General features: G+C 74.0%; 17 protein-coding genes (1 of these 17 cut by a window edge). 9 read left to right on the top strand and 8 right to left on the bottom strand.

Annotated elements, in window-relative coordinates; translation table 11 throughout:
* Positions 1–666, top strand: coding sequence for a glutathione S-transferase family protein (locus QA634_RS13050; RefSeq protein WP_012332418.1), 666 nt, complete (start codon positions 1–3; stop codon positions 664–666).
* 54 nt (positions 667–720) lie between these two features.
* Here the strand turns inward: QA634_RS13050 and QA634_RS13045 are convergent, their stop codons facing one another.
* On the bottom strand, positions 721–1,653 hold the full coding sequence (locus QA634_RS13045) for a methionyl-tRNA formyltransferase (protein ID WP_012332417.1): 933 nt from the start codon (positions 1,651–1,653) through the stop codon (positions 721–723).
* 122 nt (positions 1,654–1,775) lie between these two features.
* Positions 1,776–3,053 carry a formyl-CoA transferase gene (frc, locus tag QA634_RS13040; RefSeq protein ID WP_012332416.1) on the bottom strand — a complete coding sequence of 426 codons (1,278 nt, stop codon included), beginning with the start codon at positions 3,051–3,053 and terminating at the stop codon, positions 1,776–1,778.
* A 389-nt stretch (positions 3,054–3,442) separates the two neighbouring features.
* On the opposite strand from frc, the gene QA634_RS13035 reads away from it, so the two are divergent.
* Together QA634_RS13035 and QA634_RS13030 are read left to right on the top strand one after the other, a co-directional pair.
* Entirely contained in the window at positions 3,443–5,257 is a 1,815-nt protein-coding gene (locus tag QA634_RS13035; RefSeq protein ID WP_012332415.1) for a hypothetical protein, read from the top strand.
* Between the two features lie 174 nt (positions 5,258–5,431).
* Entirely contained in the window at positions 5,432–5,770 is a 339-nt protein-coding gene (locus QA634_RS13030; protein WP_012332414.1) for a hypothetical protein, read from the top strand.
* A 248-nt stretch (positions 5,771–6,018) separates the two neighbouring features.
* Here the strand turns inward: QA634_RS13030 and egtD are convergent, their stop codons facing one another.
* The 4 genes from egtD to QA634_RS13010 form a co-directional block, all read right to left on the bottom strand.
* On the bottom strand, positions 6,019–6,984 hold the full coding sequence (egtD, locus tag QA634_RS13025) for an L-histidine N(alpha)-methyltransferase (protein ID WP_012332413.1): 966 nt from the start codon (positions 6,982–6,984) through the stop codon (positions 6,019–6,021).
* Positions 6,981–7,928 (bottom strand): methyltransferase, encoded by a 948-nt coding sequence (locus tag QA634_RS13020; protein WP_012332412.1) that lies wholly within the window; start codon positions 7,926–7,928, stop codon positions 6,981–6,983. The genes egtD and QA634_RS13020 overlap by 4 nt, the downstream gene beginning before the upstream one ends.
* Positions 7,928–8,695 carry a guanitoxin biosynthesis heme-dependent pre-guanitoxin N-hydroxylase GntA gene (gene gntA / locus QA634_RS13015; RefSeq protein WP_012332411.1) on the bottom strand — a complete coding sequence of 256 codons (768 nt, stop codon included), beginning with the start codon at positions 8,693–8,695 and terminating at the stop codon, positions 7,928–7,930. The genes QA634_RS13020 and gntA overlap by 1 nt, the downstream gene beginning before the upstream one ends.
* Before the next feature lie 179 nt (positions 8,696–8,874).
* Positions 8,875–9,495, bottom strand: coding sequence for a DUF1989 domain-containing protein (locus QA634_RS13010; RefSeq protein ID WP_012332410.1), 621 nt, complete (start codon positions 9,493–9,495; stop codon positions 8,875–8,877).
* Between the two features lie 158 nt (positions 9,496–9,653).
* Between QA634_RS13010 and QA634_RS13005 the strand changes: the two genes are divergently transcribed.
* Entirely contained in the window at positions 9,654–10,727 is a 1,074-nt protein-coding gene (locus QA634_RS13005) for a patatin-like phospholipase family protein (protein ID WP_012332409.1), read from the top strand.
* Positions 10,728–10,838: 111 nt separating this feature from the next.
* On the opposite strand, the gene QA634_RS13000 is transcribed toward QA634_RS13005, so the two are convergent.
* Complete coding sequence (locus QA634_RS13000) at positions 10,839–12,068, bottom strand: sensor histidine kinase (RefSeq protein ID WP_012332408.1); 1,230 nt, start codon at positions 12,066–12,068, stop codon at positions 10,839–10,841.
* Between the two features lie 378 nt (positions 12,069–12,446).
* Between QA634_RS13000 and QA634_RS12995 the strand changes: the two genes are divergently transcribed.
* The 5 genes from QA634_RS12995 (at position 12,447) to QA634_RS12975 (ending at position 17,267) form a co-directional block, all read left to right on the top strand.
* Positions 12,447–12,953 carry a (2Fe-2S)-binding protein gene (locus tag QA634_RS12995; protein WP_012332407.1) on the top strand — a complete coding sequence of 169 codons (507 nt, stop codon included), beginning with the start codon at positions 12,447–12,449 and terminating at the stop codon, positions 12,951–12,953.
* Complete coding sequence (locus tag QA634_RS12990; RefSeq protein ID WP_012332406.1) at positions 12,950–14,008, top strand: FAD binding domain-containing protein; 1,059 nt, start codon at positions 12,950–12,952, stop codon at positions 14,006–14,008. Before QA634_RS12995 ends, QA634_RS12990 begins: the two co-directional genes overlap by 4 nt.
* Entirely contained in the window at positions 14,001–16,235 is a 2,235-nt protein-coding gene (locus QA634_RS12985; RefSeq protein WP_012332405.1) for a xanthine dehydrogenase family protein molybdopterin-binding subunit, read from the top strand. Before QA634_RS12990 ends, QA634_RS12985 begins: the two co-directional genes overlap by 8 nt.
* A gap of 67 nt (positions 16,236–16,302) precedes the next feature.
* Positions 16,303–16,527, top strand: coding sequence for a hypothetical protein (locus QA634_RS12980; RefSeq protein ID WP_012332404.1), 225 nt, complete (start codon positions 16,303–16,305; stop codon positions 16,525–16,527).
* Between the two features lie 203 nt (positions 16,528–16,730).
* Positions 16,731–17,267 (top strand): autotransporter domain-containing protein, encoded by a 537-nt coding sequence (locus tag QA634_RS12975; RefSeq protein WP_150108641.1) that lies wholly within the window; start codon positions 16,731–16,733, stop codon positions 17,265–17,267.
* On the opposite strand, the gene QA634_RS12970 is transcribed toward QA634_RS12975, so the two are convergent.
* Positions 17,227–17,328 carry the 3' end of an inositol monophosphatase family protein gene (locus tag QA634_RS12970; protein WP_012332403.1) on the bottom strand. Its footprint extends 708 nt past the window's final position, so the window shows 102 of its 810 coding nt (coding positions 709–810); its start codon lies beyond the right edge, outside the window; it ends in the stop codon at positions 17,227–17,229. The genes QA634_RS12975 and QA634_RS12970 overlap by 41 nt on opposite strands.

Genomic DNA, 17,328 nt, shown 5'->3' with positions numbered 1-17,328 from the left:
ATGATCAGGCTGCATCACTGCGTCGGCGCGCGCTCCTTCCGGCCGCTCTGGATGCTGGAGGAGATCGGCCTTCCCTACGAACTCGTGGTGCTGCCCTTCCCGCCGCGGGCCCACCGCAAGGATTTCTTCGCGGTCAACCCGCTCGGCACGATCCCGGCCTTCCGCGACGGCGACACCGTCATGACGGAGTCGGCGGCGATCTGCGCCTATCTGGGGGCCCGCTACAGCCCGGGGAACCTCGGCGTCGCGCCCGAGGAGGCGGAGTACGGCGCCTACCTGAACGCGCTGCATCTCGGCGAGGCGACGCTGACCGTCCCGCAGACGCTGGTGCTCCGCTACGGCCGCTTCGAGCCGCCCGAGCGGCGCCTGCCGCAGGTGGTGGAGGATTACGCCCGCTGGTTCGGCTCGCGCCTGCGCGCCTTCGGCAGCCTGTTCGGGGACCGGACCTACGCGGCGGCGGACCGCTTCACCGCGGCGGATATCAGCCTCGGCTACGCGCTGATGCTGGCCGAGATGGCGGGGCTGGACGAGCAGGTCCCGGATTTCGCCAGGGCGTACCTGGCGCGCCTGCGCGCGCGTCCGGCCCACGCCCGCGCCTGCGCGGCGGAGCGCGACGCGGCGCTCGCGCAGGGCGTCTCGCCGCGCCCGGCGCCGCTCGGAGGATAGGCGCGGCGCCCGCGCGCGGCGGGGGCGGCGATCGGACGCCGCCCCGTCTCCCCCTCAGGTCCCGAGGATATGACCGACCCGGATCCCGCCCTCGCGCGCGAAGGCGCCGGCCGACATCTTGGACCCGCCCTCCGGCTTCAGCTTGAACAGCTCGATCTGGCCGCCCTGGGCGGTGATGCGGATCGATTCCTCGCCGACCGCCACGACCTCGCCGAGCGCCCCCTTCACCTCGGCGATCCGCCGCACCGGGTGCTTGCGGCAGTCGAAGAACTGGAGCTTGCGCCCCTCCAGGGTGGTCCAGGCCCCCGGCGCCGGGTTGGCGGCGCGGATCAGGTTGTAGAGGTGATCGATATGGGAGTCCCAGGACAGGCGCGCGGCCTTGGCCGAGAACCAGCCCTCGTAGCTCGCCTGCGCCTCGTCCTGCACCACCTCCCGGTGGCGTCCCGCCACCACGAGATCGGCGGCCTCCAGCATCGCGGCAACGCCCATCGGGAAGAGCCGGCCGAAATAGACGTCGCCGAGCGTGTCGTCCGGGCCGATCTCGCAGGTCTTCTGCAGGATCACCGGTCCCTCGTCGAGGCCGTCCGTCGGCCGGAAGATGCTTAGCCCGGTGCGCGCGTCGCCCTTGGCGATCGGCCAGTTGATCGAGGAGGGACCGCGATAGGCCGGCAGCAGGGACGGGTGGTACTGGATCGTCCCGTGCCGCGGGATCGTCACGAAGCTCTGGGGCGCGAATTGCAGCACGTAGGCCATCACGCCGAGATCGGCGTCGAGGGCGCGCAGCGTGTCGGCCGCGTCCTGGCTCTTGAGGCTCGGGAACTGGTGGAGCGGCAGCCCGCGGGCCTCCGCCTCGCGCTTCAGCGCGTCGGGCTTGGCACCCTCCCGGTCGGGCGCGCAGAACACGCCCGCGACCGTGTCGCCCCGCTCCAGGAAGGCCTCGAGCACGGCCTTGCCGAAATCCTGCTGACCGATGAGTGCGATGCGCATAAAGGCCTCCGTCAGGGGAGCTTCGTCGCGCGCAAGCCTCCCCGTTCGGCCGCCGCGGGAGGCGCGGCGGCCGTCGCGTCCGGTGGGCGGCGCCCGGGGAGCGGGCGCCGCGGCGTCAGGGCCTACTCGGCGGCGATTTTCGGCAAGGCGCCGATCGCCCCCGAGGCGGCGATGTCGACGATCCGCTCCTCGCCGTAGCCGAGCACCTCGCGCAGCACCTCGTCGGTGTGCTCGCCGAGCAGCGGCGAGCGCTTCACCTCGGTCGGGCTGTCGGACAGCTTGATCGGGTTGCCGACGGTCAGGTACGCGCCGCGCACCGGGTGCTCGACCTCCACGATCGTGCCGGTCGCCCGCAGCGACGGCTCCTCGGCCAGCTCCTTCATGGACAGGATCGGGCCGCAGGGAATGTCGTAGCGGTTGAGGATCTCCATCGCCTCGAACTTGCTCTTCGTCATCGTCCACTGCTCGATGCGCTCGAAGATCTGGTTCAGGCGGGGCAGGCGGGCGGCCGGCTTGGCGTAGTCGGGATGGGTCTTCCATTCCGGCTCGCCGATGACGTCGCAGATCTTCTCCCAGACCGGCGCCTGCGTGATGAAGTAGAGGTAGGCGTTGGGGTCGGTCTCCCAGCCCTTGCACTTGAGGATGCGGCCCGGCTGGCCGCCGCCGGAATCGTTGCCGGCGCGCGGCACGGAATCGCCGAAGGGCACGCCCTCGCCGAACTGGCTGTACTCCTTGAGCGGCCCGTGGCTCAGGCGCTGCTGGTCGCGCAGCTTCACCCGGCACAGGTTCAGCACCCCGTCCTGCATGGCGCAGTCGACGCGCTGGCCGCGGCCCGTATGGGTGCGCTGGTAGAGGGCCGTCACGATGCCGAGCGCGAGGTGCAGGCCGGTGCCGGAATCGCCGATCTGCGCGCCGGTCACCAGCGGCAGGCCGTCCCGGAACCCGGTCGTGGAGGCGGCGCCGCCGGCGCACTGCGCGACGTTCTCGTAGACCTTGCAATCCTCGTACGGGCCCGGGCCGAAGCCCTTGACCGAGGCGACGATCATGCGCGGGTTGAGCGCCTGGATGCGCTCCCAGGTCAGGCCCATCCGGGCGAGCGCCCCGGGGGCGAAGTTCTCGACCAGCACGTCGCAGGTCCGCACGAGATCCTCGAGCACTTCCATGCCCTTCCGGTTCTTCGTGTCGAGCGTGATCGACCGCTTGTTCGAGTTCAGCATCGTGAAATACAGGCTGTCCGCGTCGGGCACATCCTGCAGCTGCGAGCGCGTGATGTCGCCGACGCCCGGACGCTCGACCTTGATGACGTCGGCGCCGAACCACGCCAGCAGCTGCGTGCAGGTCGGCCCGGACTGGACATGCGTGAAATCCAGGATCTTCACGCCTTCGAGTGCCTTGGTCATGCGCGTGTCTTCACCTTGAGCGGTTGCGGGGCCGGCCGGAGCCGGATGAGACGGCCCGAGTCACGGCAGGCGTGATCCGGGCTCCACGGCGGTCTCGCGGGGGATTCGGGCAGGCGGCGGGGAGCGGGCGGGCGGCGGGCCCCGGCGCGACGCGTCCGGACGTCGGACGGGTCGCGAACGACCTCGACTCTCTCACCATCGGGCGCTCCCTCGCTCGCGCCGGTGCGCCCTCGCGGCTGCGCCGCCCTCGCCGGACAGGATCCGGCGCCGAGCGACGCGGCGCACCCGGGCGGCCGGTCTTGCACCGCCTCGCGGCGGCGTCAATGGGAAGTTGGCATACCAGATACCATGTGTCAAATAGGAGACGCTTCGCGAGGAGGGCCCCGCCGATGCTCAGCGACCCGTCCGACGAGACCTTGACCGCCTTCGGTCCCTGGAATCCGGGGATTGAATCGACTCTGCCGCGGGCCTTCCTGCCCCTCGCGACGGTGTTTCGGCCCGAGAACGTCTCGACCCGGCTCGCCGACGCGGAGGACCTCGCCGGGGTCTGCGGTCTGGCGCCGCAGGATCTGGTCGCGTTCCGGCCCGAGCGGCTGGCCGTGCACGAGGTTCTGGTGCGCGTCACCGCCGACCTCTCGGTCCCGACCGGGCAGGAATACGCGGATCTCGGGGTGAATTTCCGCCGGATGACCGAGCGGATCCTGGCGACCGCGATCCGGCCCCGCCACGCCGAGCTCCGCGCGGCCCTCGACGGCGTCGACGCGCGGGCCTCCGCCCGGATGGAGCGCGTCCTCGACGCGATCTTCGCGCCGCCGCCGCCGCCGGCGAGGAAGGGCTGGCTGTCGCGGTTCCGTGCCGCTCCGGCGCCCGGCCCCGCGGCGGAGCCGGTCGAGGAGCGGGCGCTCCGGATCCTCGCCGAATCCTGCGAGCGGGCGGCGCGGGAGGAGGATTCCCTCGCGCGCGCCGCCTGCGAGGCGCTGCGCCGGGCCGTGGCGGGGATCATCCGCCAGCGCGGCCGGCTGCTGCGCGACCGTGCCCTGATCCTGCGGATCGCCGCGCCGCTGGTCTCGAACGGGCACGGCAGCCGGGAGATCGGCCGGCTCCTCGACCCGTGGTTCCGGGAGGCGGCTCTGCGCGAGGGCTACCGCGTGCTGACCCCGCAGGCCCGGCCGATCGTCATGAACGTCAAGGGCGCCTCGGCCTCGGGCAAGAGCACGATGCGGCCCCTGCAGCGGGCGCTGGCCGGGCGGATCGGCGCGGACTGGTCCGATTTCGCCCTCATCAGCCCCGACATCTGGCGCAAGTTCCTGCTGGACTACGCCTCGCTCGGCCCTGCGCGGCGCTACGCGGGGACGCTGACCGGCCACGAGGTCGAGATCGTCAACACCAAGCTCGACCGCTACATGGCGGCCAAGGCGCGCCAGGGACGGATGTCGCACCTGCTGATCGACCGGTTCCGGTTCGACAGCTTCGCGGCGGATTCGCGGGCGGAGGACGGGAGTCAGCTCCTCACCCGCTTCGGCGACCGGATCTACATGCTGTTCATGATCACGCCGCCGGACGCGACGGTCGAGCGGGCATGGCTGCGGGGCGAGCGCTTCGGCCGCTACAAGGCCGTCGACGACCTCCTCGCCCACAACGTCGAGGCCTTCACCGGCATGCCGCGGCTGTTCTTCACCTGGGCGCTGAAGCCGGACCGGCGGGTGCACACGGAGTTCCTGGACAACAGCGTGGCGCAGGGCTGCCGCCCGCGCACCGTCGCCTTCGGCTGGAACGGCGAGATGACGATCCTCGATCCGGCCCGCCTCCTCGACATCGAGCGCTTCCGGCGCATCAACGTCGACGCCGGCGGCCCGCCGCAGGTCTATCCGGGCGCCGACGCGATGGCGCCCTCCCGCAACACCGGCTTCCTGCGCGACTGCGCCCGCAAGATGCGCCTGATCCGCTTCGCCGAGCCCGCGACGGGGCTGGTCTACGCCCGCTTCGAGGGCCGCAGGCTCACCTGCGCGGACCGCGACGCCTTCGCGCGGGCCCTCGGCGATCCGGAGATCCGCGCCGCCTTCGCGGCGCTGGCGGAGGGCCCGCCGGAGGCGTGCCCTGACGGGGCGCCGCCGGAGCATCTCGTCCGGGCGGAGACGCACACGCTCGGCGCCTGGGGGCCGGACCCCGAGGAGATCGACGCCCCCGCGTCCCCGACCGAGTGACGGCGCCCGCTGCGGTCGCGCACCCCGCTCCGCACCACCGTCCCGCGTCGGCGCTCCGTCGCGCGGCGGAGCGCCGACGCCCGGCGGAACACCGTCGCGCGGCACGGCGTTGTGGGGGCGCCATCGCCGTGGGGCCGGCCCGGTCCCCGGCCGTCAGACCGGAGGAGGATGGACATGGCTGGTGGAACACAAGCCGGAGGCCCCCGCAGCACCACGGGCCGCGGCGGCCAGGGCGGCGAGAGCCTCTACGATCAGGCGACGAGCGCGGCGCGCAATCTCGCCGACCAGGCCTCTGACCGCTGGGACGACGTCGCCGAGCAGGGCTCGCGCTACGTGCAGCGCGGGCGCGACTACGTGGGCGACGTGGACGGGGCCACGATGACGGGCTGGTTCGTCGCCGGCGCGATCGGCTTCGGCCTCGCGTGGCTGATGTTCGGCCAGCGCTCGATCACGGGCGACTACGTGGCCCGCGGCATGAGCCGGAGCAGCGAGCGCTACGACGGCTACCGCTGAGGCGCGCGGCGCGATCCGCGGGGCGGGGCGGGGGTTCGCTCCCGGCCCGTCCACGACGGAGCGGGCCATGCGGGCCGGGGCGCCTCGCGGCAGAGGCGGGGCACCCCCGCCCGCCGGGACGGATCGGCGCCCGGCTCCGGTGCATGAAAGTCACTTTTGATCAGACAGTTACGGGACGATGCTGACACCCCGCCGCGGCTCGCCTCGGCCCGGCGCGGGGCGCCGCTTCGTCCTTCTCCCGCAATCGCTTAATCGCATCTGAGAAGGTGCAGGCTGAAGAGCCCCTCCGCGTCGACCCAGACCCGTTTCGGCACCCAGCCCGCCGCGAAAGCGAGGGCCCGGAAGGCGTCCGGCGCGTACTTGTAGGAATTGTCGGTGTGGATGCTCTCGCCGGCCGCGAAGTCGATGACCCGACCGGCGATCCGGCACGCGGTCGGCCGCCGCGCCACCAGATGGGCCTCGACCCGGAACGGATCCTCCACCACCCGCGCCTCGTGCCGGAACGCGTCGAGATCGAAGCCGGCCTCGATCTCGCGGTTGGCGCGCGCCAGCAGGTTGAGGTGCAGCGCCGCCATCAGGCCGTCGCTGCCGCCGTAGGCGCGCAGGAGCCGGTCCGGGTCGTGGGTCGGATCGACCCCGATCAGGAGGCGGCTCGGCCCGAGCGTGTCGCGCACGCGCCCCAGGAAGGCCACGGCCCCGTCGGGCGCGAAGTTGCTGATGCTCGTGCCCGGGAAGAAGCCCAGGACCGGGCCGCCGCCGAGGTCGATCGGCAGCCGGATCGGCCGGGCGTAGTCGGCGTGGACCGGCCGCATCGCCACGGCCGGGTAATCCCGGGCGAGCCGGTCGATCGCCGCCACCAGGAAGTCCCAGGAGATGTCGAGGGCGATGAAGCGGGCAGGGGCCTCGAGCCGGTCGAGCAGGGTGCGGATCTTGCGGCTCGCGCCGCTGCCGTACTCGACGATGGTGGCGCCGCGCCCGACCACGCCCGCGACCTCGGCCGCCACCTCCGGCAGCAGCCCCATCTCCTGCTGGGTCGGGTAATAGTCGCGGCTGCCGCAGATCCGGTCGAACAGCGTCGAGCCGGTCTCGTCCCACAGGTACTTGCCGGGCAGGGACCTCGGCGTGCGGCCGAGCCCGGCGAGCGCGTCGCACCGGAAGGCCTCGGTCTCGGCGGCGCGATCGGGCGCGGCGGGCATTGCGGTCACGTCGGTCATTCCGGCCTCGTGGCGGTCAGGACGACGAGGGCGATCCGCTCGGCCGCCGCGTAGGCCGGCCCGTCGAGTTCCTCGCCGTAGGCGTCCGGGTCGACCTCCCGGTAGGTCCAGGCGAGGCGGGCCGCCTCGCAGGCGGCGGCCGCCGCCTCCCGGAACGGGTCCGCCCCCTCGACGATCGCGGCGCCGGTGAACAGAACCAGCGTCCCGCCCGGGGCGAGGCGCTCGGCGGCCGCGCGCACGACCGCGAGGGAGAGCCCCGTGCCGAGGGCGCCGCCGCCGTCCCGGTAGGCCCGGCCGGCCGCGTCGACCATGAAGGGCGGGTTCGAGACGATGAGGTCGAAGGCGCCCTCGACGCCGGACAGCATGTTGCTGGGCCGCGCGCGCACGTTCGCGACCCCGGCGGCCCGCGCGTTCAGCCGCGCCGCCCGCAGCGCCTTCTCGTTGATGTCGACCAGCACCACCTCGGCCCCGGGGGCGCGCTTGGCGATCAGGATGCCGGCGGCGCCCGAGCCGCAGCCGATGTCGACGGCGCGCCGCACCGGGCGCTCGCGCGCGGCGAGATGGTCCAGCACGGCTGCGGCGAACCGCACGGTGTCCGGCCCGAAGAAGACCGAATCGGCGGCGAGCGGCGGGAAGGCCGAGTGCAGGAAGAGTTCGCCGTCGAGGCTGGACAGCCTGAGCGCCGGCCGCAGGAGATCGCCCTCGGGCACGACCGCCGCGGCCTCTCGCAGGGCCGCCAGCAGCGGCGGGGGCAGGAGGTGCGGGCGGAACGGCCGGCTCCAGCCGAGAACGTCGCGCAGGTTGCGCGCCTCCCGGTTCTGCGGGCGGCCGTTCACCCGCGCATGCGTCGCCGGCGTCACCGTGGTGAAGCGGTAGCCGGTGGCGCGGACGGCCTCCACCAGCGCCAGCAGCGCCGCCTCCTTGCCCTGGTCCAGCGCCATCATCACAGCTGCTCCGTGCGGGCCCGCGGCGGGGCCAGGAAGGCGCCCGCCCGCAGGTCGCGCGCCACCTGGTCGGGATCGCCGCGCGGCGCGGTCTCGCGGCGGCGGAACGGGCAGGTCCAGGCCTCGCCGACCAGCCGCCCGCTGTACTGGCGCGCCTCCGAGGTCTCGCCGTGCCGCGCCAGCATCGGGTTGATCGAGCCCGTCCAGGCCAGGTCCCGGTCCAGGATCGCGGCGCGCAGGCTCTCGTAGCGCCCCTCCGCGCGCAATCGCACGAACTGCTCCCGCAGGTTGAACACCAGCGCCGGCGCCTCGAAGCGCCGGGCCGGCCGGCTCGCGCCGGGATGCAGCCCGACCACGAAGAAGGCCTCGCCCCCGAGGCTCAGGGCGAAGTGCGGGTCGTCCGGGTCCGCGCGCACGCGCGGGTCGTAGGGCAGGCCGACCCGGCTGTCCCGGTCCGAGAGGGCCTGGATGCGCGCCCAGAGATGCGTCTCGAAAGCCTCCTCGGTCAGGGAGGTCGGCCCCTCGAACAGCACCGCGAAGCTCTGGAACAGCCCGGGCGCCTCGCGGGTGCGCGCCACGAAGGCGAGCAGCGCCGGGTAGATCCGGTCGTCGTCGCGCCCCGCCGCGAGGTCGCCCGCCACCACGAGCCGCAGTTGCCCGCGCTGCAGGGCGGATTTCGCGCCGACGCAGGGGAAGGCCGGGCGGCGCAGGAAGGCCCTGAAGCGGTTGGCCAGGGGGTGGTCGGCATCATCCTCGGGAAAGGTCATGGCACGCAGGACAAGGTTTTCCAGGGTGAGGGAGCCGTCGACGGCGTCGCCGCGCGCTGGCGCGGCGGGTGCCGAAAACAGAACGCGGTGAAAGAATCGCGCGCGACGCATCCACGGCGGCGGGACAACCTCGTCGGGTAGGGGTTGTTCCTGCCCCCGGTCGGGCGATCACCGCGGAATCAGGCAGCATCCACCCGGTAGTGGATCGGCTTGAAGGCGTAGTTGTTCGATTGCAGCGCCGAGCAGGCGGTGAGCCCGATCACCAGATCGGCCTCGGCCGCGAACACGACCCGGTCGCCGGCGCGGCTGAGCGGTGGCCTGACGGCGATCGCGCCGCTCGCCCCGTCCACGGTGACGTGCATGAAGACGTTGAACGCGACCGGGATCCGGTCGGGCGTCACCCCGTAGGGCGCGAGCGCCCGGGCGAGGTTGCCGAAGCAGCCGTGATGCGGGTGCGCGTCGCCGTAGATGATGCGGAACGTGTCGGCCGAGCAGGGCGTCAGCAGGAAATCGTGCCGGCCGACCGTGTCCTCGACGATGCGCAGGAGCACGGCGCTCCGGTTCGAGTAGAGCGGGTCGCCCGTGCTCAGGAAGATGCGCCCGACATAGTCGATGGTGCGCCCCGAGGAGATCACCTCCTCCACGTCGCCGCGGCGGAAGGCCAGGAGGTCCGCGACCTGCTCCCCCTGCGGATCGATCACGGTGAGGCGCTGCCCGCGGTCGAGCGCGAAGGCGACCCCCGAGCGCGGCGGGATCTCGTAGACCCGACCCGGGACCGGCGGCTCACCCGGCTGCGACATGCCTCTGCCCCTCTCGACGACCGCGGCGGCAACGTCCGGACGGGCGGGCGGATGCGCGGCGAAAGCGCGCGGGAGGCGCCGCACCCGCCGGCTCCCGAAGGGGAACCGGCCCGAAACCGCGACATTGAGCCGGACACGCCCTCAGCCCGGATCCCGCCTTGCCGTCACCCTCTCGAACCCTGCCGCAAGACGTCGCCCTGGTTCTGGGCGGCGGCAACGCCCTCGGCGCCTACCTGGCGGGCATCTGCGAGCACCTCATCGCCGAGGAGATCCGGCCGCGCCGCATCGTCGGGGCCTCGATCGGCGCGGTGACGGGCGCGCTCCTGGTCGGCAACCCGCCCGAGGCCCGCCTCGACCGCCTGCGGGAATTCTGGGCCGAGGCGGCCGTCCACTCGCTGCGCGAACCCACCGGCGCCACCAAGCTGCGCCAGACCTATAACGGCCTCCACTCCGCGCTCGCGGCCCTGGCCGGCCGGCCCTCGCTCTTCCGCCAGCGCTTCCCGGGCCTGTGGTCGGCCCTGCCCTGGATGCCGAACGACGTCGCCCTCTACGATCTCGCGCCGCTGCGCGCGACCCTGACGCGGCTTGTCGATTTCGACCGCCTGAACCGGGGCGACACCCGGCTGACGGTCACCGCGGTCGATGTCGAGACCGGCGACGAGGTGCGGTTCGACACGGCGGATGGGGGCATCGGGCCGGACCACATCCTGGCGAGCGCCTCGATCATCCCGGCCTTCCCGCCGGTGGAGATCGCCGGGCGCCTCTACTGCGACGCGGGCTACACCAACAACGTGCCGCTCGACCTGGTGCTGGCGGATCCGCCGGAGCGGGACCTCCTCTGCATCGCGGCCGAGCTGTTCAGCCTGCGGGCGCCGCGCCCGCGCAGCCTCGACGCCGTGCTGGAGCGGGCGCACGACCTCATCTTCGCGAGCGCGACGCGGCGCAGCGTGGCCGCGCTGCGGCGGGACTACGCGCTGCATGCCCGGCTGGAGCCCGACGGCGCCCGGGCCACCCTGCTGCATCTCGCCTATCAGGGCGGACCCGACGAGGTCTCGGCCAAGACCCTCGACTTCTCCCCATCCTCGATCCGCGACCGCTGGGCCGCGGGGCGGCGGGACATCCGTCGCGGCCTCGAGCGCCTGCGCGAGGCCGCGCCCGGACCGGACCGGCTCACCTACCTGTCGGTCCCGGACGGGGCGGGGGACGGACTCGGGCGGGCGCGCCTGCCCTGAGGGGCGTCACACGACACCCGACGGATTGCGTCGTCACGCGGATGTCGGCGTCGCTCAAGCGCCGCGCGGGCGTGTCATCCGCTGTCCGGAATTGAGCGTCCGGACGGCGGATCAGCCCATCTCCAGCGGCAGGTGAAGGTCGCAGACGACGCCCTCCGGCGGGTAGGCGAGCCGCACCGTGCCCCCGAGTTCGCTGCCGACGCCGCGCTCGATCATCCGCGAGCCGAAGCCCTGGCGCGTCGGCGGCAGGACGGGCGGGCCGCCGCGCTCCTCCCAGCGCAGGTGAAGGCTCAGGCGCGGCGCGCGGCGCGGCTCCCCGTCCTCCTCGGCGATGCGCCACGTCACCGCCACGGTCCCGTGGGCGTTCGAGAGCGCGCCGTACTTGGTCGCGTTGGTGGCGAGTTCGTGCAGCACCATCGCGAGGGCGAGCGCGATCCGCGCGGAGACCCGGATCGGATTGCCCTGCCAGCGGCAGCGCTGGCCGTCGCCGTGCAGGCGCAGGGCGTCCGCGACGATCTGGGCGAGGTCCGCCCCCTGCCAGTTCTCGTCCGTCAGCACGTCGTGCGCCTTGGACAGGGCGATCAGGCGGGCGGTGATCGCCTCTCGGGCCTCCGCCAGGGAGGCGGCGCTGCGCAGGGTCTGGGTGGTGAAGGCCTGGACGGTGGCGAGCGTGTTCTTCACCCGGTGGTTCAGCTCGTTCAGCAGCAGCGCCTGGTGCTCCTCGGCCTTCTTCTGCGCCGTCCGATCGCGGAGGATCTTCAGGAAGCCCGCGAGCGCGCCCGCGTCGTCGCGCAGCGGCATCATGACCCCGTTGGCCCAGAACCGGCTGCCGTCGCGCCTCTGGTGCCAGCGGTCGTCCTCGGCCCGGCCCTCGGTGACGGCGAGGCGCATCTCCGCCTCCGCGATGGCGGCGCGGTCGTCGTCGGGCGTGAAGATGAGGTTGAGCGGTTGCCCCAGGGCCTCGGCCTCGCTCCAGCCGAGCAGGCCCTCCGCCCCGGTGTTCCAGCCGGTGATGCGGCCGGTGAGGTCCGTGGTGAAGATCGCGTAGTCGCGGGCGCTCTCGACCGCGAGTCTGTAGCGCGCCTCGCTCGCCGTCAGACTCAGCCGCTCGGCGTGGAGACCGGCATTGGACTGTTCGAGCTCGGCGAGCCGGGCCTGGGCGAGGGCGAGTTCGGCCCTCGCCTCCGCCAGTTCCCGCTCGTGCCCGGCATGGCTCGTCGGCGTCTCCGCCGCGGCGCGCCGGGTCGCCTCGTCGAGGGAGCGGCGCAGCCGCGCCAGTTCGGCCTCCAGCTCCGTCACCCGCTCGGCCGCGACGGCGGCCGGCTCCTCACGCTCACTCAACCGGAACTCCCGCCGTCGCCGCTCGCAAGTCTCGCGGGCTCACCCCAAAGATCGACGGACCGCGACCAAGCCGAGCGATGCCTTCGCGGGGCGTGGCATGGGCCGTCCGCAAAGGCAAGCCGGCCGCGTTGACTGTCAGGATTCCGACCATGCAGTGGAGCGACGCCGTGCCGGAGCATTGCCCCCGGTCGCCACCTTGCGCGGTCCGGCGCGAGCGGGCGGCGCGCGGGGTCTGAACTGGTCTTCCCGCCGGCGCCGCGGCGGCCGGAATGGTCGAGGACCGGCCGACACGGTGTCGCGGGAGCGGGGCCGGGGACGAGCGGGGCTGGCCGGCCCCGCCGCGGCACCTAGTGTAAGGGTTCCGAACAGGAAGCCGGCATGACCATACCGATCACACTCACGGTGAACGGCGACGCGCGCGCGCTCGTCCTGGAGGATGCGCGGGTGACGCTCCTCGACCTCCTGCGCGAGCGGCTCGCCCTCACGGGCACCAAGAAGGGCTGCGACCGCGGCCAGTGCGGCGCCTGCACGGTGCTGGTCGACGGGCGGCGCGTGAATGCCTGCCTGGCGCTCGCGGTCAGCCTCGACGGCGCCGAGGTCGTGACGATCGAGGGCGTGGCGCGGGACGGGGCGCTCCATCCGGTGCAGGAGGCCTTCCTCGACCACGACGCGCTGCAATGCGGCTACTGCACCCCGGGGCAGATCATGTCGGCGATCGGGCTGATCCGCGAGGGGCTGGCGGGGGACGATCCCGAGCGCATCCGCGAGGGCATGAGCGGCAATCTCTGCCGCTGCGGCGCCTATGCGGGGATCACCGAGGCGGTGCGCGACGCGCGGGCGCGCCTCGCCAGAGCGGAGAAGCAGGGCCGGGGAGAGGCGGCATGAACCGGTTCGAGTACCTTCGCCCGGCCACGATCGCGGAGGCGGTGGCGGCCGGCGCCGGGGCGGGCTCCGCCTTCCTCGCCGGCGGCACCAACCTCGTCGACCTGATGAAGGGAGGGATCGAGCGCCCGACGCGGCTCGTCGACCTCACGCGGCTGCCCGGTCTCGACCGGATCGAGACCCTGCCCGACGGTTCCCTCCGCATCGGTGCGCTGGTGCGCAACGCCGACCTCGCCGCCGACCCGGACTTCGCCCGCGCCTGTCCGGCCGTGGCCGAGGCGTTGCTGTCGGGCGCCTCCGCGCAGCTGCGCAACGCCGCCACCGCGGCCGGCAACGTCCTGCAGCGCACGCGCTGCCCCTACTTCTACGACCCGGCGAGCGCCTGCAACCGGCGCGTCCCGGGCGCGGGCTGCGACGCGCGCGGGGGCGAGACCCGCGCGCACGCGGTGCTCGGCTGGAGCGCGCATTGCATCGCCACTCACCCGTCCGATTTCTGCGTGCCCCTGGTCGCCCTCGACGCGGTCGCGGAGGTGGAGGGCCCGCAGGGGCGGCGCGACCTGCCCCTCGACGGCTTCCACCTCCTGCCCGGCAATCACCCGGAGCGGGAGACGCTGCTGGCTCCGGGCGAGCTCGTGGTCGCCCTCCGGCTTCCGCCCTCGGCCGCCGCCTTCGCGGGCCACTCGCGCTACCTCAAGCTGCGCGAGCGCACGTCCTACGCCTTCGCGTCGGTGTCGGCGGCGGCGTCCCTGCGGTTCGACGGAGAGCGGATCGCGGAGGCGCGCCTGGCCCTCGGCGGGGTGGCGGCGAAGCCCTGGCGCGCGCGCGAGGCGGAGGCGCTCCTCGCCGGCGCGGCTCCCGGGCCGGAAGTCTTCGCCCGCGCGGGCGAGGCCGCGCTCTCCGGGGCGGTCCCCTCGGGCGACAACGCGTTCAAGATCCCGCTCGCGCGGCGCCTCGTCGCCCGGGCGCTCGCCCGCGCGGCCGCCGGCACGCCGGAGCGCCTGCCGGCCCTGCCGGCCTCGGTCTTCGCCCCCGCCCCCGGAGAGCACGCCCATGCCTGAGCCCGCCCGCCTCCGCCACGGCTCGAATCTCGGCCAGCCCCTGACGCGGCGCGACGGGACCCTCAAGGTGACGGGGGCCGCGCGCTACGCGGCGGACCACCACCCGGAGGGCCTGCTCCACGCCGTGCTCGCGACGAGCAGCATCGCCCGCGGGCGCGTCGCGGGCCTCGACGCGCCGGCCGCCCTGGCGCATCCGGGGGTCGTCGCGGTGATGACGCCCGAGAACGCGCCGCCCCTGGCGCAGGACCCCGACGAGAAGCACGACCCCTTCACCTTCCGGCTCGACCTGCTCCAGGGCCCGGAGGTGCGCTATCCCGGCCAGCCGATCGCCGTGGTGATCGCCGAGACGCTGGAGGCGGCGACCGAGGGCGCCGCGCTGCTCGCCCCGACCTACGAGAGCGAGCCGCCCGCGATCGGGCTCGACGCCGGGCCTGCCTTCGCGCCGCCCGCGGTCGGGGTCGGGGAGCCGGCCGACCTCGCGGTCGGAGACGTCGAGGACGGCCTCGCCCGGGCGACCGCGCGGATCGACGCGACCTACGAGACGCCTGCGCAGTACCACAACGCCATGGAGCCCCACGCCGTGGTGGTGTCCTGGGACGGGGACCGCCTGACCCTCGACACGCCGAGCCAGGGCATGGCGATGGCCCAGGGGCGGATCGCCGGCCTGTTCGGCATCGCGCCCGACGACGTCCACATCCGGAGCCCCTTCCTCGGCGGCGGCTTCGGCTCGAAGGGCATGATTTCCGGGCCGCAGGTGCTCGGCATCATGGCGGCCCGCCTCGCCGGGCGGCCGGTCAAGCTGGTGCTGCGCCGCGATCAGATGTACGGGCCGGTCGGGCACCGCGCGCCCACCCGCCAGCGGCTGCGGCTCGGCGCCGATGCCGAGGGCCGGCTCACCGCCCTCGACCACGGCACGCTGACCGCGACCAGCCGCTTCGACGACTTCATCGAGCCGGCGGGCGGCGTGTCGCACACGCTCTACGCGACGCCCGCCCTCAGGACGACGCATCGGGCCCTGCGCCTCGACACCGGCACGCCGCTCTTCATGCGTGCGCCCGGCGAGGCGACGGGCAGCGCGGCGCTGGAGAGCGCGGTCGACGAACTCGCCGAGGCCTGCGGGCTCGACCCGCTGGAATTCCGCCTGCGCAACTACGCCGAGCGCGAGCCCGCATCCGGCCGGCCCTTCTCGTCGAAGGCCCTGCGCGAGTGCTACCGGCAGGGCGCGGAGCGCTTCGGCTGGGCCGGGCGCCCGCGCGCGCCGCGGCAGCGCCGCGACACCGACGGGCTCCTGGTGGGCTGGGGCCTCGGGACCGCGACCTTCCCGGCGCTGATGTTCGAGGCCGAGGCGCGCGCCGAGATCCGGGCGGATGGCGGGGCTGCGGTGGAGATCGGCGCCCACGACATGGGGCAGGGGGCCTGGACCGCCCTGGCCCAGATCGCCGCCGAATCCCTCGGCCTCGACATCGACGCCGTCGCGTTCCGGATGGGCGATTCCCGGCTCCCGAACGGCGGCATCGCCGGCGGCTCCGCCCACACGGCGACGGCCGGGGCGGCGATCCACGAGGCGGGCGCCGCCGCGATCGCCGCACTCGCCGCGCTGGCCACCGCGGACGAGCGCTCGCCGCTCTTCGGGGCCGGCAATGCCGGGGTGGTCGCCCGCGGCGGCCGGCTGCTGCGCCGCGACGACGAGGGCCGCGGCGAGGCCTTCACGGAGATCCTGGCCCGGGCGGGCCGCGCCTCCGTCGAGGGGCGGGGCAAGGGCGCGGGCGATCCGGCGGCGCGCGAGGCCTACGCGATGCACGCCCACGGCGCCGTCTTCGCGGAGGTGAAGGTCGATCCGGATCTCGGGCAGGTGCGCTGCACGCGGCTCGTGGGCGCCTTCGCGGCGGGGCGCGTGATCAACCCGCGCCTCGTGCGCAGCCAATATTACGGCGGGATGATCTGGGGCCTGTCCTTCGCCCTGCACGAGAGGGCCGTCCACGATCCCCGCACCGGCCGGATCATGAACGCGAACCTCGCCGAGTACCACCTGCCCGTGAATGCCGACGTGCCCGCCCTGGAGGCGATCCTGGTCGAGGAGGCGGACCCGCACGTCAACGCCCTCGGGATCAAGGGGGTGGGCGAGATCGGCATCACCGGAACGGCGGGCGCGGTGGCGAACGCGGTCTGGCACGCGACGGGCATCCGGGTGCGCAGCCTGCCGATCACGCTCGACCAGCTGCTGTGACGGCGCGCGGCCCGGAACCCCGGGCCGCGCGCCGGACGTTGACGGGGGACGCTCCGCGAGGCCGCGCATGGACGCCACCCCGACCTATACGCCGCACGCCAAACTCCCGGAGGCCAAGCCGCCGGTCTTCCTCCGCGGCCTGCTCCTGACCCTCGCCGGGATCGCCGTCGGCGGCCCGGGCTATTACTGGTCCTTCATCCACCAATCGGCGCTGGGCACGGTCGTGGGCGTGGTCGGGGTGTCGCTGTGCATCCTGGGCACGGCGAAGTCGGAAGGGCCGGTGCACCGCTAGGGCAGGCTTCGCTCGGGCCGAAGCCGCAAGCCTGCTCTGGGCCTTCGATTGTGCTGCCCGGCGGGGAAGGCCGGTCGTGCGATCCGGCACGGCGCCTGAGCGACGCCGACATCCGCATTGCCGAAATGGGAGATGGCCAAGCCATCAACCAGATGTCGGACGACAAGTCTCCTTTGCGCCGACACACCCGATTCGCATAAGGGATCTTATGGAACCAAGGGGCGGATGCAGGCGAGGCGGACGCGGCGGCGTCCTGCGGGGCCAGCGCGACGGACGGCCGGCGCCTCGGCCCGGTCACCGCGCTGACCGACGCGACCACGCGCGTCGACGGCTACACCGAGGCCGGCGACGCGGCCCAGACCCAGAGCGTGCGCGGCACCGATCTCGCCTCGCTGGTGGCGCGGGCCGGGGCGCAGCCGCGCACGGCGCCCCTCGCGGCCTTCGCAGGAACGGTGACGGGCTTCCTGCACCTGACCGCCGAGCGGGAATTCCTCGACGGTGCGCGCACGATCGTCACCTCCGTCACGACGCTGCCGGCGCTCCCGATCCGGACGCAGCTCGGGCGGGCGAGCCGCGCGACCTATGGCCAGGTCGAGGCCGGCCTGCGCGCCGACATCATCCCGGTCCTCAGCGCCACGCTCGCCGGCGGCACGAGCGTCGCCCGGGCCGGCGGCGACGGATTCGCGGTGAGCGGCGGGCTCACGATGCGGTTCCGACCGCGTCGTCGAGGCCGGCGCTGAGCCGGCGCAGGTCCTCGACCATGGCCTTGGACCCGGCGCGCAGGGCGCCGCGCCGGCGGAG

Source organism: Methylobacterium sp. CB376, from assembly GCF_029714205.1.
Taxonomy (GTDB): Bacteria; Pseudomonadota; Alphaproteobacteria; order Rhizobiales; family Beijerinckiaceae; genus Methylobacterium.
The sequence above is the reverse complement of the archived record's forward strand: the minus strand, read 5'-3'. Positions and strand labels throughout refer to the sequence as shown.

Coding starts and splice junctions, on each gene's coding strand:
- QA634_RS13030 (WP_012332414.1), top strand. CDS start 5,432: ATGGCTGGTGGAACACAAGCCGGAGGCCCCCGCAGCACCACGGGCCGC.
- QA634_RS13050 (WP_012332418.1), top strand. CDS start 1: ATGATCAGGCTGCATCACTGCGTCGGCGCGCGCTCCTTCCGGCCGCTC.
- QA634_RS12995 (WP_012332407.1), top strand. CDS start 12,447: ATGACCATACCGATCACACTCACGGTGAACGGCGACGCGCGCGCGCTC.
- frc (WP_012332416.1), bottom strand. CDS start 3,053: ATGACCAAGGCACTCGAAGGCGTGAAGATCCTGGATTTCACGCATGTC.
- QA634_RS13035 (WP_012332415.1), top strand. CDS start 3,443: ATGCTCAGCGACCCGTCCGACGAGACCTTGACCGCCTTCGGTCCCTGG.
- QA634_RS12990 (WP_012332406.1), top strand. CDS start 12,950: ATGAACCGGTTCGAGTACCTTCGCCCGGCCACGATCGCGGAGGCGGTG.
- QA634_RS12980 (WP_012332404.1), top strand. CDS start 16,303: ATGGACGCCACCCCGACCTATACGCCGCACGCCAAACTCCCGGAGGCC.
- QA634_RS13020 (WP_012332412.1), bottom strand. CDS start 7,928: ATGATGGCGCTGGACCAGGGCAAGGAGGCGGCGCTGCTGGCGCTGGTG.
- gntA (WP_012332411.1), bottom strand. CDS start 8,695: ATGACCTTTCCCGAGGATGATGCCGACCACCCCCTGGCCAACCGCTTC.
- QA634_RS13045 (WP_012332417.1), bottom strand. CDS start 1,653: ATGCGCATCGCACTCATCGGTCAGCAGGATTTCGGCAAGGCCGTGCTC.
- QA634_RS13010 (WP_012332410.1), bottom strand. CDS start 9,495: ATGTCGCAGCCGGGTGAGCCGCCGGTCCCGGGTCGGGTCTACGAGATC.
- egtD (WP_012332413.1), bottom strand. CDS start 6,984: ATGACCGACGTGACCGCAATGCCCGCCGCGCCCGATCGCGCCGCCGAG.
- QA634_RS12985 (WP_012332405.1), top strand. CDS start 14,001: ATGCCTGAGCCCGCCCGCCTCCGCCACGGCTCGAATCTCGGCCAGCCC.